General features: G+C 39.0%; 21 protein-coding genes. 11 read left to right on the top strand and 10 right to left on the bottom strand.

Annotated features, from left to right (window positions below):
• Positions 1 to 65: 65 nt before the first annotated feature.
• The 7 genes from H7U17_RS18905 to H7U17_RS18875 all read right to left on the bottom strand — a co-directional run bounded on the left by H7U17_RS18905 (position 66) and on the right by H7U17_RS18875 (position 7311).
• On the bottom strand, positions 66 to 1061 hold the full coding sequence (locus H7U17_RS18905) for an ABC transporter ATP-binding protein (RefSeq protein WP_186758415.1): 996 nt from the start codon (positions 1059 to 1061) through the stop codon (positions 66 to 68).
• Positions 1061 to 2113 carry an iron ABC transporter permease gene (locus H7U17_RS18900; RefSeq protein WP_186758414.1) on the bottom strand — a complete coding sequence of 351 codons (1053 nt, stop codon included), beginning with the start codon at positions 2111 to 2113 and terminating at the stop codon, positions 1061 to 1063. Before H7U17_RS18900 ends, H7U17_RS18905 begins: the two co-directional genes overlap by 1 nt.
• Before the next feature lie 9 nt (positions 2114 to 2122).
• Entirely contained in the window at positions 2123 to 3262 is a 1140-nt protein-coding gene (locus tag H7U17_RS18895; protein WP_186758413.1) for an ABC transporter substrate-binding protein, read from the bottom strand.
• Between the two features lie 104 nt (positions 3263 to 3366).
• On the bottom strand, positions 3367 to 3924 hold the full coding sequence (locus H7U17_RS18890; protein ID WP_186758412.1) for a hypothetical protein: 558 nt from the start codon (positions 3922 to 3924) through the stop codon (positions 3367 to 3369).
• 55 nt (positions 3925 to 3979) lie between these two features.
• Positions 3980 to 5242, bottom strand: coding sequence for an LVIVD repeat-containing protein (locus H7U17_RS18885; protein WP_186758411.1), 1263 nt, complete (start codon positions 5240 to 5242; stop codon positions 3980 to 3982).
• Between the two features lie 104 nt (positions 5243 to 5346).
• Positions 5347 to 5760, bottom strand: a complete 414-nt coding sequence (locus tag H7U17_RS18880; protein ID WP_186758410.1) for a nucleotidyltransferase substrate binding protein — start codon at positions 5758 to 5760, stop codon at positions 5347 to 5349.
• Between the two features lie 96 nt (positions 5761 to 5856).
• Positions 5857 to 7311: a S1C family serine protease gene (locus tag H7U17_RS18875; protein ID WP_186758409.1), complete on the bottom strand. Its 1455-nt coding sequence runs from the start codon at positions 7309 to 7311 to the stop codon at positions 5857 to 5859.
• A gap of 380 nt (positions 7312 to 7691) precedes the next feature.
• On the opposite strand from H7U17_RS18875, the gene H7U17_RS18870 reads away from it, so the two are divergent.
• The 5 genes from H7U17_RS18870 to H7U17_RS18850 all read left to right on the top strand — a co-directional run bounded on the left by H7U17_RS18870 (position 7692) and on the right by H7U17_RS18850 (position 15266).
• The gene (locus tag H7U17_RS18870; protein ID WP_186758408.1) at positions 7692 to 8855 is read left to right on the top strand and encodes a 1-deoxy-D-xylulose-5-phosphate reductoisomerase; all 1164 of its coding nucleotides are present in this window, start codon (positions 7692 to 7694) and stop codon (positions 8853 to 8855) included.
• Between the two features lie 6 nt (positions 8856 to 8861).
• Positions 8862 to 10181 (top strand): RIP metalloprotease RseP, encoded by a 1320-nt coding sequence (gene rseP, locus H7U17_RS18865; RefSeq protein ID WP_186758407.1) that lies wholly within the window; start codon positions 8862 to 8864, stop codon positions 10179 to 10181.
• A gap of 136 nt (positions 10182 to 10317) precedes the next feature.
• A complete protein-coding gene (gene lon / locus H7U17_RS18860; RefSeq protein ID WP_186758406.1) occupies positions 10318 to 12801 on the top strand; it encodes an endopeptidase La in 2484 nt (827 codons plus the stop codon).
• Between the two features lie 285 nt (positions 12802 to 13086).
• Entirely contained in the window at positions 13087 to 14487 is a 1401-nt protein-coding gene (hslU, locus tag H7U17_RS18855; RefSeq protein WP_186758405.1) for an ATP-dependent protease ATPase subunit HslU, read from the top strand.
• A gap of 53 nt (positions 14488 to 14540) precedes the next feature.
• Positions 14541 to 15266 (top strand): SDR family NAD(P)-dependent oxidoreductase, encoded by a 726-nt coding sequence (locus H7U17_RS18850; RefSeq protein WP_186758404.1) that lies wholly within the window; start codon positions 14541 to 14543, stop codon positions 15264 to 15266.
• On the opposite strand, the gene H7U17_RS18845 is transcribed toward H7U17_RS18850, so the two are convergent.
• Positions 15263 to 15760, bottom strand: a complete 498-nt coding sequence (locus H7U17_RS18845; RefSeq protein ID WP_186758403.1) for a SixA phosphatase family protein — start codon at positions 15758 to 15760, stop codon at positions 15263 to 15265. The two genes, H7U17_RS18850 and H7U17_RS18845, sit on opposite strands and share 4 nt — an antisense overlap.
• A 91-nt stretch (positions 15761 to 15851) precedes the next feature.
• Here H7U17_RS18845 and H7U17_RS18840 point away from each other — a divergent pair, with 91 nt between their 5' ends.
• Positions 15852 to 16043, top strand: a complete 192-nt coding sequence (locus tag H7U17_RS18840) for a cold-shock protein (RefSeq protein ID WP_186758402.1) — start codon at positions 15852 to 15854, stop codon at positions 16041 to 16043.
• Positions 16044 to 16097: 54 nt separating this feature from the next.
• Here the strand turns inward: H7U17_RS18840 and H7U17_RS18835 are convergent, their stop codons facing one another.
• Both H7U17_RS18835 and H7U17_RS18830 read right to left on the bottom strand, forming a co-directional pair.
• Entirely contained in the window at positions 16098 to 16388 is a 291-nt protein-coding gene (locus tag H7U17_RS18835) for a hypothetical protein (RefSeq protein ID WP_186758401.1), read from the bottom strand.
• A 10-nt stretch (positions 16389 to 16398) separates the two neighbouring features.
• The gene (locus tag H7U17_RS18830) at positions 16399 to 18054 is read right to left on the bottom strand and encodes a helix-hairpin-helix domain-containing protein (RefSeq protein WP_230981495.1); all 1656 of its coding nucleotides are present in this window, start codon (positions 18052 to 18054) and stop codon (positions 16399 to 16401) included.
• A gap of 150 nt (positions 18055 to 18204) precedes the next feature.
• Here H7U17_RS18830 and H7U17_RS18825 point away from each other — a divergent pair, with 150 nt between their 5' ends.
• From H7U17_RS18825 to H7U17_RS18805, 5 genes are all read left to right on the top strand, one after another.
• The gene (locus H7U17_RS18825; RefSeq protein ID WP_186758400.1) at positions 18205 to 19824 is read left to right on the top strand and encodes a transcriptional regulator; all 1620 of its coding nucleotides are present in this window, start codon (positions 18205 to 18207) and stop codon (positions 19822 to 19824) included.
• A 137-nt stretch (positions 19825 to 19961) separates the two neighbouring features.
• Positions 19962 to 20513 (top strand): bifunctional pyr operon transcriptional regulator/uracil phosphoribosyltransferase PyrR, encoded by a 552-nt coding sequence (pyrR, locus tag H7U17_RS18820; RefSeq protein ID WP_186758399.1) that lies wholly within the window; start codon positions 19962 to 19964, stop codon positions 20511 to 20513.
• 2 nt (positions 20514 to 20515) lie between these two features.
• Positions 20516 to 21439 (top strand): aspartate carbamoyltransferase catalytic subunit, encoded by a 924-nt coding sequence (locus tag H7U17_RS18815; RefSeq protein ID WP_186758398.1) that lies wholly within the window; start codon positions 20516 to 20518, stop codon positions 21437 to 21439.
• Between the two features lie 169 nt (positions 21440 to 21608).
• Positions 21609 to 22976, top strand: coding sequence for a cystathionine beta-synthase (locus H7U17_RS18810; protein ID WP_186758397.1), 1368 nt, complete (start codon positions 21609 to 21611; stop codon positions 22974 to 22976).
• A gap of 82 nt (positions 22977 to 23058) precedes the next feature.
• Positions 23059 to 23688: a hypothetical protein gene (locus H7U17_RS18805; RefSeq protein WP_186758396.1), complete on the top strand. Its 630-nt coding sequence runs from the start codon at positions 23059 to 23061 to the stop codon at positions 23686 to 23688.
• The last annotated feature ends 9 nt before the right edge of the window (positions 23689 to 23697 follow it).

The raw sequence follows: 23697 nt of genomic DNA, 5'->3' as shown, positions 1-23697 counted from the left end.
GTTTATGGTTTGAGTTTTTTCTCCTTGGCTCTTAGGGCTGTTAGGCCTGTTTTTATAAAATCAAATTAAATGAGTTGCTGAATCAACTGTATGGTTTTTTCTATATTATCGGCCACCTGTGTAGATTGATTTTTGGTAAGGTTGAAGGTTAAAGGGGATACTTTGATTTCAATCTTCAGATCATCGGGGAGTTGGATATGATTTTTTTGAAGCGCCAGTTTTAACCATTGTTTGATATGGTCTGGTCCTTGAATATTGGGGTAGGAAGAGATTTGGGTAGGTCTGATTTTTCCAAGCCCTGGATCATAAATAAGTTGTTCATTAGGCAATAATTGGTTGATGCCACCAGATAGGATTAAATCCTCAGGTGTTCCACAAAGCAGGGGAGAACCGCATTGCATGATCCAAAGCTCATCGGCTGTTTCGATGGCTATGTCCAGGTCATGGGTGACAATTAGGATGGATTTTCCTTGTTCTTGAGTAATGTCTCTAAGTAAGTGCATGATTTCGTAGCGGTTCACCAAATCCAAATGAGCAGTAGGCTCATCCAAAATAATTAGATTGCCGTCCTGAGCAAGTGCCCTCGCAATCATGACTTTTTGCAACTGTCCATCGCTAATTTCAGAAATGAATTGATCTTTCAGGTAATAGGTTTTGGTCGCTTTTAAGGCATCTAGGATAATTTTGTTGTCTTCCGGGGTAAGCTTGCCTAACCAGTTGGTGAATGGCGTTCTTCCAAGACTTACCAGTTGCTGAACGGTCAAGTTCCCTCCGGTAATCTTGTCAGTGAGTACTACACTGATATTTTGAGCCAATGATTTGGCAGGATAATGGTTGATGTTTTTATTTAAAAATGAAATGTCGCCACTTAGACTGGGGATTTGGCCCAGTATGGTTTTGACCAAGGTGGATTTGCCCACCCCATTGGGGCCAAGTAAGCAAGTGAGTTTTCCTTTTTTTAGCTGGAAGGATAGTGATTCTGCTAAAATATTGGTGCTGTTACTTTTGGTATAACCGATACTTACCAGTTTTCCCTCTAATATGGTTGATTCAGCCTTCATTAAAATTCATTGCTAAAGTTTCTCTTCAAAATTAACCAAATAACCAAAGGGGCTCCAAAAAGTGAAGTAATCACATTGATTGGAAGGGTTTCAGCAGATCCAGGTAATTGACTAATGGCGTCACTTGCCAGTAAAAAGGCAGCACCGATCAAAGCTGATGCTGGAAACAGTATTTTGTGATCTCCTGTTCTAAAAACCATTCTCGCCAAATGGGGGACCGCAATTCCAATGAATGCAATAGGCCCACAGAAAGCTGTTGCGCTTCCAGCTAATAGTCCCGTGCTGATGATCATTGTCCATCTTAGTGTCTTAATGTTTACTCCCATGCTTATAGCATACCTTTCACCCATCAGCATAGCATTATAAGATTTGACCATAAGTAAAACAGGAATGGTTCCTGCCAGGCAAACCATACATAATATATATAGTTGTATACCACTAATTCCTCCTAAGCTTCCCATAGACCAGATGGTGAAGAGTTTTAGATCTTCGGCATTTCCGAAATAGGATAGGACACTTACAATTGCTCCAGAGGCACTCCCAAACATCAATCCAATGATGAGCAAGGTCATGCTGTCCTTGATTTTCCAAGCTGTCAGACTCATTAATAATAGTATCGCAATGGCCCCTAAGCTTCCAGATATAATAACTCCCCAAATACCCCATGTGAGGTAGTTTCCCGCATTGTTGGCTACGTTCCAGCCAAAGGCACTGCCTCCCAAAATTAAGATGGCGACTCCTAAGCCTGCTCCAGAACTAATGCCGAGAACATACGGGCCAGCCAATGGATTTCGAAAAAATGTTTGCATTTGTAGTCCGCTAAGAGAGAGCGATATACCTATGATGATAGCTGTTAAGGCTTTTGGGATTCTATATTCAAAGAGAATCGTATTCCAGCTTGTTTTAGCCATAGGGTTTCCTAAAAGTGCTCCTAATAATTCATTGAATGGAATATGAACTGAACCAACAGCGATATTGATCAGAAATAGGCAAAGGACGAGGAAAGATCCAGAGAAAATTAATAGACTGGTATGTTTTTTTGAAGCTTGCAAGCTCAGGGACTAGTTTAGTTTTTGGTAAAAATAAGGTTTGTAGTCAGGTAATTGCTCAGGGTGAAAGATTTTTATCAAATCCTTTAAAATAATGTCAGGCCTTGAATATCCTAGCTCAAAATATTCCAGTCCTCCAGTAGCTCCGCGGGTGAGGGAGAACGTATATACCTGAGCTTCTTGGAAAGATCTGAACTGGGTATAGCGTTGGTCAGCATTTTTCATGCTTTCGAGGTTAGTGAATTCCCCGGTGCTGATCCATATATCTGCATTGATGCCTTTGTCCAATACATATTCATAACTGAGTTGAAGGCTTCCTGAATTTTTCTCTTCCTTGAATATATAATCGCTGCCCGCATCTTCAAAGAAAATAGCTCCCCAGTTATTTCCTGCTGGTGCATACCAAATGTCCTTGTACATATTGCCACTTAATACGCTAGGTAAGTAGTCAAGATTTGCTGTCTGAATGCTTTCCCGGAGGTTTACGTAATTGTTTTTCACTTCATTATATAATTCAGTGGCTTCTTCCAGTTTCCCTGTGAGTGCCCCTGTAAACTTTATCCATTCAGCTCTGCCGAGAGGATGTTGTTCCAAATAGTCTCCATTTATTACATAGGGTATCTGGGCTTTGTTGAGTAGTTGAAGGTCTTTTAGGTTGTCTCCTAGGGTGGAGATGACCACTAAATCTGGATTGATATCCAATATTTTTTCGATATTGAATTTTGCGCCACCGCCCAATTCTTCAACTTTTCCATTAGTGATCAGCTGTCTGATTTCTTTTGAAGAAATTAAATCAAGATTGGGAAATGCAATGAGTTTATCGCTTATGTCCAGCCTGTCCAAATGAGGGATTTGGGTAGTTGAAGTTAATATGATCTTTTGAACATCAGCATCGATGACAGCATTGTATTGGTTTTTGTTGACTTGAATATCTTCAGCCTCTTTTACCAAATAACTGAATGGCTCATGTTCCCCAGGGAATCCATGTTGGACCTTGACCAATTTGAAGCCCTCCCCCTGAAAAATTTTGAACCCAACTGCATGGTCTAGTTTGATTTCTTTTAAGGAAGTGACTTCGTTTTTATTTGATTTTGTGGAGCAGGCAAAAGCAAATAAAAGAATAAAAATAAGAGACAAATTTGATCTTAACATGTACTAGGACCCTAAGAATAATGATTGGTTAACTTTGAATTGAGGCTTGTGCCCCTTGAAAATTAAGCTCAAAAATACATCTATGGTTTTTATCTAGCAACTTATCAGAAAAATACTCCCAATCGAATAGATGCACGATTATAAATGAATGTTTCCTTAAAGATGGATCGGTAGCCGGGAGGAAGTCCATTGTCTCCATTCGTATTTCCAGGGTCCAAAGTGCCTTCAGACTTCGAGATCACTTGTCTTTTATATCCTAAGCTTAAGCTAAATTGGCCTTTGCCTTTTGTTTTTATTAGCATACCGATGATAGGGTTAAGTAGGAAGCCACCTTCTGTCCAATTGGTACGACTGTCTTTTTCGAATGGTGTAGTTCCTACTCCTGTATCTAGGCCTCCTAAAAAAGAAAGCTTCCCCTCGGAGGGCAGTACAGCCCTGGCACCCAAAGCAAAAGGTATGATAAGAGTTTTGTTATAATTGTCCAAGCCTGTGGTGAAGCCAATGTTCAACCAGTTATTGGCTTTTACTCCATTGAAAGTTTGGAAGGTGAAAGATGTGTTGGGCCCTAATGATTGATTGTTTTGTAAAATGCCTATTTCCGTATGGTTGGTGAAAGGAAGTGCCTGAGCCAAGACACTTCCTCTTGAAAAAAGAGTTATCACCAGAGTTAAAACAATCCAACTAAATGTTTTATTAACGAATGTCATGCAGTTTAAATTAGTACAGTTCCTGTTTTTCAATTTCCATGCAGCTGAGCTTAACAAGTTTGCTCGGTGTACTGTAATCATATTGGCAAATCACATTGTTTCCAATAACAATAAGAGATTTGGGACCGGGGATTAGATCAATTGCGTTAAGGTTTTTCAAGTGCTCCATTTGATTTTCATCAATTTTCATGACATCATTTACCTTAAAGCTTTTCAAACCGAACTGCCCTTCACAGACAAAAAGGTTTTCACCGGATAATCCAAGTCCATGAGGGTTTTGCATTGGGTATGATTTCAATAAATTGGGTTGGGAAGGATTAGAGATATCCAAAACCTCTAATAGGTTTACTCCCTGTTGGCAAAAATTCCCACTTCTAAGGGTGACAAAAGCATAATCATCATTGGCTACTACTGGATCACAGCTGGTAATGTGGGCATATACGGATAGTTGTTCCGGGGATGCAGGTGCTGAAATATCGTAAATATGCATACCAGTGGTGGAGCCAATAAATAATTTGTCCTTGAATGGATAAATGGTTTCAATTCCCCACCCCAGCTGAATTTGTTTTACAAATTCAGGGTTTTCTTTTTCGCTTATGTCAAATAATCTCAAGTCTTGCTCGTCCACTGCATACAAATGGCCATTGGCTAAAGTGAACCTTGCCATGGAGCCTCCCTGACCATAATTGCCTCCATCACTATTATTGGCAAAACTTAATACATCGGCTTCAAAAAAGAATGGTCCGTTCCAAGGTCTAAAGGGCTTTTCTGAAGTGAGGACTGTGTCCTTCCAAATGGTGAACTCTCCTGTTTCTATAGCGCTATAGTGATTTCTGAAAACATCTTCTTCCCTGTCAATAAGTTTGATATTAAAAGGGTTACTGATATCAAATGATAAAAGGTCAATATAGCTATCAGCATATAAAATATTGTCATTGATGGCTAGGTCGGCTGTTCCTGGGATTTCAAGAAATAGAAGGTTCCTTGGAGCGCTGGGATCAGTATTGTCTATGACATGGATTCCTTCATTGGGTTCGCTGATGAATAAATAGTTTCCAAAAATATAGATTTTGCCAGTCTTATTAATCGTACGCGGTTCGGTTTGTCCGACGTTCATCGCTCTAAAAGTACTTGTTTTAATAGAGACAGGGTATGTTGTTTCGTAGGTGTAGGTGCTTTCTACTTGATCTTGACAGGCAGAAAAAGCAAGCACTACTGTTAATATCAAGAGCCAATTGGGCAATAAACTATGAGCTGGTAAAGTTAGATTCATGGCTAGAGTTTTTTTAATTAAAAATTCTTTTACCTAAGACGCAGAATATAACAGAAGTGCTACAGCTATAGTGGTGAAAATTTTGTAAAATTTAAATTGTCCTACTATGCTAGGATGTTTTTCATGTGTTTTTCAAAATTTTCAAATAAATGTATATAGTTCTTGATAATGTTTTGTGTCAAGGTGTCGTCAGTATTTTCGGTGTATAATGTGGTGGCTTTTATCCTGCAAATGATCATGTCTAACCAGCCCTTTCCATCATCAATTAATTCTTCATCAAAAGCATCCAAGGTGACATCTCTAGATCCTGAATAAGGGGGGCGGCCTTGGTTTCTAAAGTATTCACTCATAGTGTTTAGTGCCAATTCATGGGTGAGTTCAAAAGATCGGTGTAGGTGCTGTTCTGATTTAGAATTGATGCCCCTGACTTTGATTTCTTCGATTACTTCTTGCAGCTCAGATAATGAGCTTGAAAAGTCCTCAAAATATTTTTCACAGGTTATTGGCTGGGTCTTCATATTTGCTTGTCGTTTTTTTAAAAATACAAAATTCCAGCAAAAAAGCACCGAATATTTTTCGGTGCTTATAATTTAATTTCGCTCTAAATAATGGGCTTAACGGACGCTGTAGGACTGTCTAAATGCCCTGCCTCTTGGTGTCAATCCTTCAATGACCAATCTTCCGCTATAATCCTCCAAGAATTCACCTATTTCTTCAGGATCCTTAGCTGGTTCGCCATTTATTTTTGTAAGTATAAATCCATTTCCTAGTCCCAGTTCATTTAGATATCCTCTGGTGAGTGAGGTGATTTTTATACCGTATTCTATTTGCATTTTGTCCTTTTCAACTGTGTTTACAGCTTCTAATCTAGCTCCCAAAAGCGCAGAGGAATAAAAGGCTCTTTTTATAATGCCAGTACCACCTTCTAAATTTTCAAGGGTAAGTTGTGCGGTCTTTGGCTTTTTCTCTCTGTAATAAGAAATATTGATTTTATCTCCAGGGTAGTAATAGGAGAGTGCTTCTTCAAAGCTACCTTTTCCGGTTATTTTGGTTCCATCAATTCCCGTAATGACGTCATTGACTTTTAATCCGGATTTTTCGGCAGCTCCGTTTCGGATAATATGACTTATCACTACGCCATCCAGGGATTCGAGGTTCATTTCTTCTGCCAGTTCAGGGGTGATTTCTACCGCTTCAATCCCTGGGATTGCCTTTTGAACTTCTCCGTATTTAATCAAGTCATTGGCAATTTTAGAGGCGATATCTGCTGGTACAGCAAAGCCATAGCCAGTATAAGATCCTGTTCTTGAAAGGATGGCGGTATTGATGCCTACCAGTTCCCCTTTGATATTTACCAGAGCTCCACCGGAGTTGCCGGGATTAATCGCCGCATCAGTTTGTATAAATGATTCCAAAGGGAAATCACCACCCAATATATTGATTTGCCTTTCTTTGGCAGAAACGATTCCAGCGGTGACGGTGGAGGTAAGGTTAAAGGGATTTCCTACTGCGATTACCCATTCCCCAATTTTGAGGTCTTTACTGCTGCCTTTTTTGATGGCGGGTAAGCCTTGGGCTTCAATTTTTAGCACTGCGATATCGGTATTCGGATCTGTACCGATGAGTTTTGCTTGGTAGGTTCTTTTATGGTGGACCACTTCTAGTGTTTCTGCATTTTCTACTACGTGGTTATTGGTGATGATATAGCCATCCTCTGAGAAAATAACTCCAGATCCAGTACTTACCCTTGGGGCCTGACTTCCTTGGGGGCCAAAGAAAAAGTCAAACATGCTGTACCGGCGGTAGTCTGAGCCTGAAAAGTTCTTGATGAATACCACAGATTCGGTGCTTTTTTCGGAAGCTTCCACGAAGGATACAGGTACATCCATGGCGGTACTTGTTCTTCTAGGGCTTTCTTCTGTGTAATTTACTTGGTGGGATATGTTTTCCTTTTTTATAAATTCATTTGAATCTGCACTTGCATCGTCCATTAAAAACTCCTGATGAGACCATGCACCCAATAGGCCTGCAGAAAAAGCTATGGCAATAGTTTTTAAATTTTTTTGCATGAGACTATTATTTTTGAATCATTGAATAAACGGTCTTTTTAAATTTAAGATAAACTCTTTAACATTTTTTAATATTTCTTTAGGCTGAGTTGCTGTATAATTATCAAAGTTTAGAATTTTCTTTGTGCCGGTCCCTAAATGAACTTCGCAGATAGTCAATGAACCATATATCTTGCGTGAGCAAATGGGGATTGAGCTCAAAGTCTTTACGGATTTGTTCGATAATGATATGGCTAAGGAAATGCCAAATTGCCCAAGGGTGAAAAAGTGGCAAAAAACAAAGGAAAAGTCTTTGAAGCTTGTAAATTTGTCAGCTTATTGAGTAGCCTTTAGAATTGCCAAAGAGACAAAAAGTCTCCTTAAAGAGAAATAAGACATCAATGTCAAATAAGAAAAGAGTGGCCCTTTTGGGGTCTACAGGAAGTATAGGAAAGCAGACCTTGGAGGTTATTGCGCAGCATGAGGATAGATTTGAGGTCGAGGTTTTGACCGCCCAAAATAATGTAGATTTACTTATTGAGCAATCTTTGGCCTTTATGCCCAATGCAGTGGTCATTGCCAATGAGGATCATTATCCGAAATTAAAAGCGGCTTTGGATCCGCATTTTATAAAGGTATATGCAGGTGACGCGGCATTGGCACAAGTGGTGGAGATGGATAGTATTGATATTGTGCTGACTGCTTTGGTGGGGTATTCTGGTCTATTACCTACTATCAGTGCGATCAAAGCAGGGAAGCAAATAGCCCTTGCTAATAAGGAAACCCTCGTGGTCGCCGGAGAGTTGATTACCAAAATGGCCCAGGAAAAAGCGGTGAATATATATCCTGTGGATTCAGAACATTCAGCTATTTTTCAGTGTTTAGTAGGTGAATTCCATAATCCTATTGAAAAGCTTGTTTTGACAGCTTCGGGAGGTCCTTTTAGAGGGAAGGACAGTGCCTATCTGGCCAATGTTACCAAAGAGCAGGCATTGAAACACCCCAACTGGGATATGGGAGCGAAGATCACGATCGATTCAGCTTCTCTGATGAATAAGGGGCTTGAAGTGATTGAGGCGAAGTGGTTGTTTGGAGTCAGTGCAGAGCAAATTGAAGTGGTAGTTCATCCGCAATCTATCATTCACTCTTTGGTTCAGTTTAGGGATGGGAGCATGAAAGCACAACTTGGACTTCCAGATATGCGTATCCCAATTCAGTTTGCACTGAGTTATCCGGATAGATTTGAATCAGATTTTCCAAGGTTTGACTTTGGCCAATATGCATCACTGGATTTTGAGGCGCCAGATATGAAGACCTTTAGGAATTTACAATTGGCCTTTGATGCACTCGAAAAAGGAGGAAACAGCCCATGTGCATTAAATGCAGCCAATGAAATTGCTGTGGCCGCATTTTTGAGGGACGAAGTAGGATTCTTGGAAATGTCAGATGTAATCGCAAAAACAATTGACAGGGTAGACTTTGTGTCTCAGCCTGCTTTGGAAGACTTTATTGAGACTGACAAAAAGGCAAGAATAATAACGGAAGAAATAATTAAGAATAAATAATATAACATGGATACTTTAATAATGGTGGGCCAACTCCTGCTTGGACTATCAATTTTGGTGGGCCTGCATGAAGGAGGTCATATGCTTGCAGCAAAGCTGTTTGGGATGAGAGTGGAGAAGTTTTCTATTGGTTTTCCGCCAAAGATAGTGAGCTTTAAATATGGAGAGACGGAGTATTCCCTAGGAGCAATTCCTCTAGGCGGTTTTGTGAAGATTTCAGGCATGGTGGATGAATCCATGGATACGGAACAATTAAGTTCAGAACCTCAACCTTGGGAATTTAGGGCCAAACCGGCTTGGCAGCGATTGATCGTTATGCTAGGGGGGATAATAGTAAATGTAATTACAGGTATAATTATTTTTATAGCCTTGGTGTATAACCGAGGAGAAACCTATTTTTCAAGGGAACAAGTGATTGAGCATGGTATTGTAGCTTATGATATAGGGCAGCAGATTGGATTCCAGGATGGAGATAAGGTGCTTGATGTAAATGGTCAAACGTATGAAAGTTTGGCGGATCTATCCAGCGGGGATGTGCTTTTGAGCGAAAATGGTTATTATACGGTGGATAGGGATGGTGAAATCTTGAAGATTGAAATCCCAAGAGGTTTTATTAATTCATTTTCCAATAAGGAAAGCCTTTCTAATTTCATCGATATCGGAGTGCCTTTTACCATAAAGGAAGCCACTAAAGGTAAGCATGCGGCCGGATTAGGTTTGGAAGAGGGAGATAAAGTTTTGGCCGTTAATGATCAAAAGATAAGATACTTTTCTGACTTTCAGCGTGTATTAGAGGAGAATGCAGGTAAGGAAATTGAACTTTCCTATGAAAGAAATGGACAGGCAAAATCTGGTAAATTGAATGTTTATGATGATGGAACCATTGGTGTATTGGTCAATCCACTCATTCAGCCAGTAAGGAAGGAGTTTACCTTTAATGAATCGATTGGGAAAGGGACTGAAAAAGCCTTCAGTGTAGTGATTGTAAACGCCAAGGCGTTAGGTAAAATGTTCACCGGAGAAGTTTCTACCAAAAACGTCAGTGGTCCTATTGGTATGGCCAAGATTTATGGTAGTAAATGGGACTGGGTAAAGTTTTGGAGCATCACTGGTTTGATATCAATGATTCTTGCCTTTATGAATTTACTACCTATTCCAGCTTTGGATGGTGGTCATGTGGTGTTCTTGTTATATGAGATGATTTCTGGAAGGAGCCCATCTGAAAAATTCCTTGAGAATGCTCAGAAAGTGGGTATGGTTTTGCTATTGGCCTTAATGGTGTTTGCGATTGGGAATGATATATTGAAATTGTTCACCGGAGGTTAAATATGAAATAGATACTGCCATTTTGTACCATTTAAAATATTGGCATATCCATTGAGATTAGTAGAAGAACCTTTGATTTTAAAGGTTCTTCTTTTATTTTAAATTTAAATATGACAAAATAACAGTCATTCTCTATATGAATAAAAACAATAGTCCATTATATCAATCAATGATCGTTGGGGATTTTGCCAGTGAAGGAGATCTGATTCAGTTGATCACTGATGATGAGGACGATGATCAGTCGCAAAACGAGGATTATGCAGAGGAGATTCCTATTCTTTCTGTAAGAAATACAGTACTTTTTCCCGGCGTGGTCATTCCTATAACTGTCGGAAGGGAAAGGTCTATCAAGTTGGTGAAAAAGGCCCAGAAAGGGGACAAGATGATCGGGGTATGTGCCCAGATCAATCCTAATAATGACGATCCTTCTTGGGATGATATTTATCAAGTAGGTACCATCGCCAAGATAGTGAAGATGATTGTGCTTCCTGATGGTAATACTACTATTATTATTCAGGGAAAGAAAAGGTTCAAAATCAAAGAGCAGGTTTCTGAGGATCCTTACTTTCAAGCGAAGGTAGAATACTTGTCCGAGAATTTTCCGGAAGGAAACAAGGAAATCCAAGCATTGGAAGAATCTTTGAAGGAAGCTGCTGTTAAGATTTTGCAATTGAATCCTGATATTCCTAGAGAAGCTCAGGTTGCATTGGACAATATTGATAATACCGCATTTTTGACCCATTTCTTGTCCTCAAACATTAATGCTCCTGTTGAATCCAAGCAAAAACTGCTTGAGATAAATGATGGATTGGACAGGGCGACCCTTTTGTTGGAGTTCATGATGAAGGATATCCAAATGTTGGAATTGAAGAGTGAGATTCATAAAAAAGTCCACACAGATATAGACCAGCAGCAGAGGGATTACTTCTTGCGTCAGCAAATGAAAGTACTTCAGACAGAACTTGGTGAAGAGGGGCCAGAGAAGGAGGTGGAGGAGCTTCGCCTAAAAGGTAAACTGAAAAAATGGCCAGATGAGGTAGGCAAGCACTTTGAAAAGGAGTTGGATAAAATTTTAAGAATCAACCCTTCTGCAGCAGAGTATCCTATTGCCTTGAATTATGCAGAGGTAATGGTGGAATTGCCTTGGAATGAATTTACAGAAGATAACTTCGACTTAAAAAGAGCCAAGGAAATCCTTGATAAGGATCATCATGGTCTTGATAAGGTTAAGGAGAGGATAATTGAATATTTGGCTGTATTAAAGCTGAAAAAAGACCTTAAAGGTCCAATATTGTGTCTATATGGCCCCCCAGGTGTTGGTAAAACCTCTTTGGGTAAGTCAATTGCCAAAGCTTTAGGACGTAAATACGTTCGAATGTCCCTTGGTGGCTTGCATGATGAAGCAGAGATTAGAGGACATAGAAAGACCTATGTAGGTGCTATGCCAGGCAAAATCGTCCAAAACATGAAAAAGGCTAAGACTTCAAACCCAGTTTATGTTTTGGATGAAATAGATAAATTAAGTTCTGACTTTAGAGGAGACCCTTCTTCGGCTTTCCTTGAGGTTTTGGATCCTGAGCAGAACAGTGCTTTTGTGGACAATTACCTAGAAGTAGATTATGACTTGTCCAAAGTGCTATTCATTGCTACAGCCAATTCACTAGAGAGTATCCAGCCAGCCTTGAGGGATAGGATGGAGATTATCGAGGTGACCGGTTATACCATGGAGGAAAAAGTGGAGATTGCCAAAAAGCACTTGATACCCAAGCAAAGAAAAGAACATGGATTGAAGGCAAAGGATATCAATTTTGGTAAAGCGGCTATTGTAAAGGTTATAGAAGATTATACCCGTGAATCAGGTGTGAGGAGCTTGGAAAGACAGATCGGTACGGTAATTAGAAATGTGGCCAAGTCGATAGCCATGGAAGAGGAGTACGAGAAAAAGATCAGCCCTGATATGGTTCGTAAGATCCTGGGAGGTGAAATCTTTGATAAGGAGATGTACCAAGACAATAGTGTAGCTGGGGTGGTTACTGGACTTGCCTGGACCTCAGTGGGAGGGGAGATCTTGTTTATTGAATCATCGCTGAGCAAGGGTAAAGGGAAACTCACCCTTTCAGGTCAATTGGGAGATGTAATGAAGGAATCTGCCATGACTGCTATCTCTTACCTAAAATCAAAAGCAGAGAAGTACGGGATTGATAGTAGAGTATTTGATAATTATGATCTCCATATTCACGTGCCTGCAGGTGCTGTTCCGAAAGATGGCCCTTCGGCAGGTATAACTATGTTGACCGCTTTGGCGTCTGTTTATACCCAGAGAAAGGTAAAGGCCAAATTGGCCATGACTGGTGAAATTACCCTTAGAGGAAAAGTGATGCCTGTAGGAGGGATAAAAGAAAAAATCCTAGCTGCGAAAAGAGCGGGAATCAAGGAAATTATTCTTTGTAAAAGAAACCAAAAGGATATCGAAGAAATCGATGAGCAATATATTAAAGGGGTGAATTTTCACTTCGTAGACAATGTGGATGAAGTACTTGAGATTTCCCTATTGAATACCAAAGTGGATGAGCCTTTGAAGTTTTCTTTCGAAGAAGCTTCAAAATCTGTTGAGGCTTAAGCATATTTTGGAGACCGACAGTGATTTATTTGCTGTCGGTTTTTTTTCAAGCTTCAGTCAATAAGTTCTTTTTAGCTTTGGTCTTTCTCGGAGCTACTTATTTCTAAATTAAATAATGTTCAGTAGAGATGCTAAAGGGTGCAGCAGGTAGGAGTGATAGATGAAAGAAAGGGATTTATTAATTTGAACTAAACTTTAGTAGGCATGTTTTATGTGTTAGTGAGATAAAAGAATATTGATGATAATTGAAACCAGTTTGCCCTGGTTTCTTGATATAAAGACATTATGAAAGAGATTAATAATTTGACACCTAAGCAAATTGTTCATGAATTGGATAAATATATCATTGGACAAAGGGATGCAAAAAGAAATGTAGCCATTGCCCTTAGAAATAGGATCAGGCGAATGATGGTCAAAAGCGATTTGCAGAAAGATATTGTTCCCAATAATATCCTGATGATTGGGTCCACGGGTGTTGGTAAAACAGAAATTGCCAGACGACTAGCAAGTGTGGCCAATGCTCCCTTTACCAAGGTAGAGGCATCAAAATTCACAGAAGTAGGTTATGTCGGACGTGATGTGGAGAGCATGGTGAGAGACTTGGTAGAGCAAGCGATCAATTTGGTGAAGGAAAACAAAAACGAAGAGGTTAAGGAAAAGGCGGCAGAGAATGTAGAGGACATTTTACTGGATATTCTTATTCCGCCAGTGAAGACTGCAGGATTTAGTACTTCTAAATCTATCAGTAATGGGGACTTTGATCCTGAAAATGCTTCAGAGCAGGAATTGAATGAAAAGACCCGTGAGCGTTTCCGTGAGAAGTTGAAAAATGGAGAGCTTGAAGAAAGGAAGATAGAAATTAATGTGAAGCAATCTTCACCAGTTGGCGTAGGAATGATAGGCAATGGTATGATGGATGATGCAAGTATGGCAGGCTTGCAGGATATGATTAGTGGGATGATGCCTAAAAAGACCAAGAAGAGAAAGCTGACTATTTCAGAGGCCCGAAAAATATTGATGGAGGAAGAGACTTCCAAGTTGATTGATTTTGACGAGGTGAAAGAAGAGGCTATTTTCCTGGCTGAAAATAATGGAATCATTTTTATAGATGAGGTAGATAAAATTGCTTCCAAAAGTGGCAAAAATGGTGGAGGACCTGATGTAAGCCGCGAAGGTGTTCAGCGGGACTTATTGCCCATCGTGGAGGGCAGTTCTGTAAATACAAAATATGGTCTCGTACATACAGATCATGTATTGTTTATTGCTGCAGGAGCATTCCATGTGAGCAAACCATCGGATTTGATCCCTGAGCTGCAGGGTCGATTCCCTATTCGTGTGGAATTGGATAGCCTTAGTCAAGAAGATTTTACCAGAATTCTCAGAGAACCCAAAAATGCTTTGACCAAGCAATACCAAGCTTTGTTTGGAGCTGAAGAGGTTGTATTGGAATACACAGATGAGGCAATAGAAGAGATTGCAAGGATAGCCTTTAAGATCAATGAAGAAGTGGAGAATATTGGCGCTAGAAGGTTACATACGGTAATGAGCCATTTGTTGAATGACTTTTTATTTGAGGTGCCGGATACGATTCAGGCCAATTCAAAAATTATGATCACCAAAGATATGGTGGATGAGCGATTAAGTTCCCTGGTTCAAAACAGAGATTTGTCCCAGTATATATTATAATGGAAATAGAGAAGGAGGCGGGTTAGCCTCCTTCTTTGTTAGAAGAATTAAGTATGAAACAGCTATATATTTTGACCGGTTGCAGCAAAGGCTTGGGTAAAGCACTATTGGATAGTTTGCTGGAAAATGAAGAGCATCATGTGGTGGGGATTTCCAGATCTATGATGGAGGAAAAAGAAAGGTTTGTCCATGTGCAATTGGATTTGGGCAATACTTCTGCTCTTATAGAGGCCCTGCCTGATATTTTTCCAGATGGTGATTTTAAAAAAGTTGTTTTAATCAATAATGCTGGTTGGATAGGAGAAATAGCTCCTTTGGGGAAGTTAGCGCCAGAGGGGATTGCTAAGATTCATGCAATTAATGTGGTCGCTCCTGCGATCTTGATCAATGCGTTTGTAGGGAAATATGCTGATAAGGAAGTTGAAAAGCTTGTCGTCAATATATCATCAGGTGCGGCAGAGAAGGATATAGATGGCTGGTCTGGCTATAGTAGTTCAAAATCTGCTTTAAACCGTATTTCAGGAGTTGCTCAGGCAGAAAGTGACTTAAAGGGTTATAATATAAACTATTTTGCATTGGCCCCGGGGATTGTGGATACACCTATGCAGGAAGATATTAGGTCTGCAAAATCTGTTGATTTTAGTGGACTGGAAAAGTTTATATCCTTTAAATCCAATAATGAATTGAGTTCGCCGGAGGAGGTTGCCAAAAAGGTAATTTATCTAATGGGGAATGCTGATAAATTTAAAGGAGTAATTCAGGATGTTAGGAAATTTTAATTTCCAGTTTGGTTTTTTGGGAAATCAAAGAACCAAACTTTAGCATTGCTAGGGCCGATTTTTTCCCAGGAGTCAGTTTCAAAGATAAAACCGAATTGGCCACAAGTAGGAAGATTGTCTATTTCTCCTCCAAGGTTTTCAATTAAATCATTGAGACCAGGATTATGTCCAAAAATAAAAGCTGTTTTCTTGCTGTCTGGGATATGCCTTATCGTTTTTAAGATATGGTTGGATGAAGCAAGGTATAGTTTATTGGTTAAATTGACATCTCCCTGTGCGTAATCCATATTCTCAGCGGTGATCAAAGCGGTTGTTTTGGCTCTTTCAGCATCAGAAGAGAGTATATAATCTGGCTTGATGTTTTTTCTTTTTAATCTTTGTGCCATTCTGGGTGCATCTCTCAAGCCTCTTTCTGCAAGGGGTCTTTTATGATCCTCCAAAAAGGGTTCTGCCCAAGAAGATTTGGCGTGTCGGTAGATTACTAATTTTTTCATAATGATAAGATACTAAAAAAACATATTTGTTTTTTGAATGAATATTTTTACTTTAATAATTCGTTTTTAACCACTAACAATATTAATTATTATGCTTACTGGAACTGTTAAATTTTACAATGAAGCAAAGGGATTTGGTTTCATCATAGACGATGAAACTCAAAATGATGTCTTTGTCCATGCGACTGGGCTTGTGGACAAGGTCGAGCAAAATGACAAAGTGTCTTTTGATGTAAAAGAAGGAAAAAAGGGATTGAATGCTATTAACGTTAAAAAGGAGTAGTGTTTTTAAGCCATTTTTTTTAAAAAGAAAAGCGCACTTGATTATGCGCTTTTTTTATGTGTTTAGAAAAAAGAAAAGGATAGAGACGCTTAAAGCAATAATCATTCTTTTTGATTTATCCTTGGTCTCATGTGGGATTTTTCTCTTTCGAATAACCAAGATGGCTAAGCTCAAGGCCATAAATTGAGCAGCTAAACCAAAACCGTTTAAGAAAAATATTTTCTCCGGTTCAGCAAAGGCAGTCACATTGTTGATCAAAGGAATGAAACATAGGATTATGCCTACTATGCCAATGGTAAAAGACCTTTGCAATAATTGCTGAGGGTCTTTATCGTTTAATTTCATCTTTTCTGCCTTATTTAATTTTAGATTTTCTTTTTTTGAAGTATTGGTCTATTTCTTCCAAACCGAGCGCATTAAAGGTCATTTCTTTGCTCAGCCCTCCTTTTCTGCCTACTAATACGCCATATTTCATATGTGCATAACCTGCTTTTTCATGGGCATCTGGGTTGATGGAGAGTTTTACACCTTGCTCTATGGCATAATGTACCCATCTCCAATCCAAGTCCAGTCTCCAAGGATTGGCATTAATTTCTATGACTACCTGGTTGTCTTTACAGGCCTCAATGATAGCTTTATGGTCTATAGGGTAACCCTCCCTTCTGAGTAAAAGTCTTCCTGTAGGGTGACCTAAAATAGTGGTATAAGGATTTTCTATGGCTTTTATTAGTCTAGCAGTAGCCTTTTTTCGACTCATGTTTAGACTGCTGTGAATTGATGATACAATAAAGTCAAATGAGGCTAGTACTTCTTCCGGGTAATCTAGGTTACCATCAGGTAGTATATCGCTTTCTATACCACTGAAAATTTTAAAGGGAGCCAATTCCTCATTGAGTTTCTTTATTTCTTTTTGCTGCTTTTCTACTTGCTCAATGGAAAGCCCGCCGGCATAAGATGCAGTTCTGCTATGGTCGGAAATGCCTAGGTACTCATAGCCAAGTTCTTTACAGTATTCAGCCATTTCTTTGAGACTGTGCTTACCATCACTATAGGTAGAGTGGTTGTGAAGGATTCCTTTTAAGTCCTTTTCCTCCAATAGTACTGGAAGTTTATTGTCTTTGGCAAGCTCAATTTCAAATTGTCCTTCTCTCAATTCAGGTGAAATATAAGCTAGTCCAGCCTCTTTATAAGCTTCTTGTTCTGAACCAAAACCCTTGGATTTGAAAAAACTCCCCAAAGTATGACCCGCATCCATTGGAGCCAAAAGATGGGCATTACTTGCTGTCCTTAATAATTGCTCATTAATAAAAGAACTTGGTTCGGTCGCGAAGATGATGATTTCTAATTCTTTTTCTTTGAGTTTTCCTCTCCAGGTGAATGGACTAGACACTTTTTTGTTCTGCTCCAGCGAATCTATTTGGTTGATTTCCTGAAAAACAGATTTGCGGTTATCTGTATTAATGATCCATTCTGCCTTTTCTATAATTTCAGATTTTCTTGCATATTCACCAGTAATGGCAACCTTTTCTTTTCCAAAAAGCTGGTCAAATTTTTCTTGTAATGCTTCTATATCTGACTCCACATCTGCATAGTGCCATTTTCCTTTATTGGAGGCAATGAATTCCAAAGACTGAATAATACTTTCTTGGGTTTTGGCTCCGAAGCCTTTTATTTTGGCTACTTCTCCCGATTGACAAGCTTCCAAAAGTTCATGTACAGAAGTGATATTGAGCTCCTTCCAAAGTACTTTGATTTTTTTTGGTCCTAATCCTTTGATCTCCAGGACCTCCAATAGTCCTTTTGGGGTGTCCTTTAAAAGTTCTTCAAGGTATTCATGTGTGCCTGTTTCTTGGAGCTGTACTATTACCTCAGCAATGCTTTTCCCAATACCATTGATTTTTTGAAGCTCTTCCTTTGTAAGGTTTTCCAAGCTAATATTTCCCTGGTCTATGGAGTAAATTGCTGAAGTATAGCTTCTGATCTTAAAAGCATTTACTTCATGGAGCTCCATTAATTGGGAGGTTAGTTTCAGTATTTTGGTGATTTTTTTATTGTCCAAAGTGATCTTTTGTTTTCGGATTTTGTATGGTACAAATGTCCGTAATAATTGTTTCAAAATAAAATCATATACCTTATCTTAAGGAATAATCAAGTTATAAATATGTGTTTAGAAACAAATAAAGTACTGCTGATATTTTTGTTGACATGCTTTGTTCAAACGTTTGGGATAGCCCAAGTGCAGTTTGTGCAGAGGGCAGAAGTTCCGACAGAATGGGATGATTATGATTATATCGTGATGCCCACCAATGATGGAACTATTGCTTTCAGGACCAAAGCAGAAAGAGGCCTGAACTCCCAACAAAAACTTCAATACTTTACTACTGACAGGCAGTTGAACAGTTCGCCAGTATATGAGTTTCCTGTCGAAGATTATTATAATCTTCTGGGCTTCGATATGGATGATGAATATTTGTATTTATTGTTTCAAGAAGGAGAGTCATTCTCTGGAGATAGAATTATCTATACGGTGAATCTAAATGATCAAGTCATGACCTCTGTGACCTTGGAGAGTGTGTTGGATATGGAGTTGCAGGAGTTTTTGGTAATGGAGGAAAAGGCGATTTTAATGGGGATGATGGACTATAGGCCAGCAATTCAAGTTTTTGACATTAATAGTGAGGATGTGATTACGATACAGGGCGTGTACCAAAATGAAGCCAGTATTCTACAATTGAGAAAAGACCCCGAACTCAAGGTGTTTGATGTTTTGGTAAGTAAAAGGGACAGGTTTAAAAAACGGTCCCTTTCCTTGATGACTTTTAATTTGGAAGGTGATAAACTAAGGGAAGTAAAGGTGGAGCCAAATGAAAAACCGGATATGGAAATAGTAGAGGGGGTTCTTACTCCAATGATGAATTATCAACAAGTATTGATCGGTCCTTATGGAGAGAGAAAAAGAGAACCCAATAAGGGACTTTATATGACAAAAATCAACGAGTTTGGAGAATATGAAAACCGTTACTATAATCTAGAAGATTTTGAAAATTTTTATAACTACTTACCGGAAAATCAACAGGAAAGAAGGGAGAAATCCTTGGAAAGGGCCATTGAAAAAGATAAAAAAATCACTATTCCCAATAGCTTGGTAACTAGGGAAGTTGTTTCAGGTGGAAGTGACTTTTTGGTTTATAATGATTATTATCTAACTAGTTCTGGAAGGTATTCTCCAAGGGATTTGATGTATTCAAGTGATTTTTACCGTTATGCTCCTTTGGGGATGCGGAACAGGATCTTGTCCTCTGGAGGCTACCCTTGGTATTATTCGGGGTACCCCAATAATAGTATCAACAATGAATACAAATTCATGGCCGCTCAATTTGTGCTCTTGGATGATCAAGGTAGGATGATTTGGGACAATACATTAAGTCTTGAAGATAAAACAAGTTCAAGTCCAGGTAAATTCGGTGAAGTGAGCTATGATGGCCGCCACCTGTTTTATATGTATTTGGAAAAAGATAAACTCAGGCTCAGTCTGATAGAAGAAGGAGAGGTGGTTTATCAGAATGAGGAATTCGATTTGGCGTTATTAGATGAAAATGAGCGGATCAGGGATACCCAAGAGGAGAGTTTGTCTTTGTTTTGGTGGTATGATGATTACTTTATATTGTCCGGAAAGCAAAGAATCCGTTTTTTGGATCAGGAGGGAAAGGAAGACAATCGAGAAGTGTTCTTTATGACGAAAATTAAGGTTTTGGCTTCTGTACTGCCCGAGGAAGAGTGAAAAAGCAGATTTGATTTTGTATTCAAAAGAATTCTTATTCAGCTTAATATGAATTAGGAGGTAGATTCGTGTTTTATAATCAGTTTATTCAAAGGCTGAAAGTAATTTATTTTTATATTTGTGCTCAAATCACAGCTATGCAAAAAAGACTCGTCTTAGACCAAAAGCAAATAGCCATTACCTTGGATCGGTTTTGTCATCAGTTGATTGAAAATCACGATGATTTTGATAATACTGTACTCTTGGGCCTTCAGCCTAGAGGTACCTTGGTATTGGACAAAATAGTCAAAAGACTAAAAGAAATTAGCGGCGTAGAGGTTCCTTCAGGATATCTGGATGCCACCTTTCACCGTGATGACTTTAGGAGGAGGGATATTCCTCTGAAAGCCAATGAGACTAAAATTAATTTTTTGATTGAGAATAAGAAGGTGGTGTTGGTGGATGATGTACTCTTTAAGGGGCGTTCTGCCAGGGCAGCCATGGATGCAATGATTGCTTTTGGCCGACCCCAAAAGGTGGAGCTGATGGTGTTAATTGACAGAAAATATACCAGAGATTATCCTATAAAGCCTGACTACTGTGGTAGAAAGGTGAATACCTTGGAAAGTCAATATGTAAGTGTAGAATGGGCTTCCCAAGGCTTTGCCCAAGATGCGATTTGGATTACCGAAAAAGAAGTTAAAAGCTAATAATGCAACAGCTAAGTACCAAACATTTATTGGGTATCAAAGGACTGACAGCAGAAGATATCCAGTTGATTTTCGAAACTGCTGATAATTTTAAGGATGTTATCAACCGCCCAATTAAAAAGGTGCCTTCCTTAAGGGATATTACGATAGCCAATGTTTTCTTCGAAAATTCTACAAGGACGCGGTTGTCCTTTGAGTTGGCAGAAAAGCGGCTTTCAGCTGATGTGATTAACTTCTCCTCAAGCAATAGCTCTGTTAAAAAAGGAGAGACTCTAATCGATACGGTGAATAATATCCTGTCCATGAAAGTGGACATGGTAGTGATGAGGCATAGTAGCCCTGGTGCTCCTCATTTTCTTTCTCAGAATATTGATGCCAATATAGTGAATGCTGGTGATGGTACTCATGAACATCCTACCCAAGCATTGCTGGATTCATTTTCTATTAGGGAAAAACTAGGTGATGTGGCAGGGAAAAAGGTAGCCATCATCGGTGATGTGCTGCATTCTAGGGTGGCGCTTTCCAATATCTTTTGTCTTCAGAAATTAGGGGCAGAAGTGATGGTATGCGGACCAGTTACCCTTTTGCCTAAGTACATTAGCAGTTTAGGGGTCAAGGTGGAATATGATGTTAAAAAAGCCTTGCAATGGTGCGATGTTGCCAATGTGCTCAGGATTCAATTAGAAAGGCAGCAAATTAAATATTTCCCTTCTTTGAGGGAATATTCCTTGTATTATGGTGTGGATAGAAAACTGTTAGACCAATTAGATAAGGAAATAGTTATTATGCACCCTGGGCCTATTAACAGAGGTGTTGAGCTGAATTCAAATGTGGCGGACAGTGAGCATTCCATTATCCTCAACCAGGTGGAAAATGGCGTAGCGATCAGAATGGCAGTGCTCTATCTTCTAGCAGGAGTTAAATAAAACTAGGTTTAAAGAATTTAGAAAGGAACAGTCGACAAATGGCAGGCTGTTCCTTTTTTTGTTTAATGGAAGGTTTTGCCGGTGGATTTTGTTTTATAAAGTAGCTACAAGCCTAGCTTAGTAGAAGTGATAAATATTTGTAAATTGCTGTAAAAATAACCGATTCGTCATGATATATAATTCCATTATAGAGACCATAGGAAATACCCCTTTGGTAAGGCTGAACAAACTGAACAGCGGAATAAAAGGCCAAATATTGGTGAAGGTGGAATATTTTAACCCAGGTAACTCCGTCAAAGACCGAATGGCCATAAAAATGGTTGAAGATGCAGAGAAAGAGGGGAAACTAAAGCCGGGAGGGACTATTATCGAGGGAACCAGTGGGAATACCGGTATGGGGCTTGCTTTGGCGGCCATTGCAAAAGGATACAAATGTATTTTTACCATGGCTGACAAGCAGTCAAAAGAGAAAATAGATGTACTTAAGGCGATGGGGGCAGAGGTAGTAGTTTGTCCTACTAATGTTTCTCCGGATGACCCAAGGTCATATTATTCTGTTGCCAAAAAACTAAATGCTGATATCCCCAATTCTTTCTACCCAAATCAATATGACAATCTTTCCAATTGGAAGGCACATTATGAAACTACTGGGCCAGAAATTTGGGAACAGACTGAAGGGAAAGTCACCCACTTTGCTGCCGGTGTCGGTACTGGTGGTACCATGAGTGGTACAGCGAAATATCTGAAAGAGCAAAATGCTGATTTGGTTTCAGTTGGAATAGATACCTATGGGTCTGTTTTTACAAAATATAAGGAGACAGGGCAGTTTGACGAAAATGAAATTTACCCTTATTTAACAGAGGGTATTGGGGAAGATATCCTTCCGGAAAATGTGGATTTTTCTGTAATAGATCATTTTGTCAAGGTTACCGATAAGGATGCTGCCATCATGACCAGAAGGTTGTCGAAGGAAGAAGGCTTATTTGTGGGGTGGTCATGTGGATCGGCAGTACATGGGGCACTGGATTATGCTAAAGAGAACTTAAAAGAAGATGATGTGATGGTTATCATCCTTCCGGATCATGGAACAAGGTATCTAGGGAAAGTTTATAATGATGATTGGATGCGTAATCATGGCTTTTTGGAAGATATTACCTTTGGAACTGCGAGGGATATTATCGCTGCGAGAAATGGTAATTATGAATTGGTAGTGGCAAGGAGAGGAGAGAAAGTTAAAAATGCCATAGAGTTGATGAATGAGAAAAGTGTTTCCCAAATTCCCGTAATGGATAATGGTCAGGTAATAGGAAGCATAACGGATAATAAACTGCTAAGTAAAATTATTGTAAAACCAGAGTTGAAGGATGCAAATGTGGAGGAGGTTATGGAAGAATCCATGAAGTTTGTAGCCATGGATAGTACTTTGGATGTGCTTTCTTCAATGGTAGATAAAGATAAAGCCGTGCTAGTAAGGGATGATTTGCATCAAATCCATATCATTACCAAGCATGATATTTTAGGTGCCATTACTAAATAATTCTAATTAACTTTCTTTTACTCGAATTAAGATTCTGAAAAATACACGGTAATTTGCCGTGTATTTTATTATTAACGAAAATATGGATAAAAACAGTTTAAACCGCTTGATCGAAACAGGCTATGATTTTGATGTCAAGCAAGTGTTCCAAAAAGGCTGGGAGCTATTCACTATGAAGCCGCTGTTTTCTATTGGTTTTACAGGATTTATATTGTCGCTGCAATTACTTTTTGTTTTATATCTGAAAGAGTATGCGATTTTGTATAGTGTTTTCCTTTCGGGGCCACTTTTTTCAGGATTTTATTTAGCAGCCAATAAGATGAAGTCAGGTGAGGAAATTATATATCCAGATTTTTTTAAGGGTTTTCAATATTATATTCCCATCATTTTGATCTGGCTGATTGGGCAAATTTTGGTTTCTATTGGTTTAATAGTTTTCGTAGTTCCAGGTGTTTATCTTATGGTAGGCTATATGTTCGCCATACTCCTACATATTTTTGCAGGCTTGGATTTTTGGGATTCACTAGAGTATAGTAGGAAGCTGGTAACGGTGAAATGGTGGAAGTTTTTTACGCTTGTACTTGTTTTTATAGTTATCAATGCCATTGGATTGTTTTTAATTGTAGGGCTATTTATTACCATTCCTGTATCTTTTTATGTCGCTTATTGTGCTTTTGAGGAAGTTACTCAAGAGGCGCTGCATCAACAATAAGGCACGATT

The sequence above is a fragment of the Echinicola salinicaeni genome (assembly GCF_014280965.1).
Lineage (GTDB): Bacteria > Bacteroidota > Bacteroidia > Cytophagales > Cyclobacteriaceae > Echinicola > Echinicola salinicaeni.
Note: the sequence above shows the minus strand (reverse complement) of the source record. Positions and strands in the feature narration are given on the sequence as shown.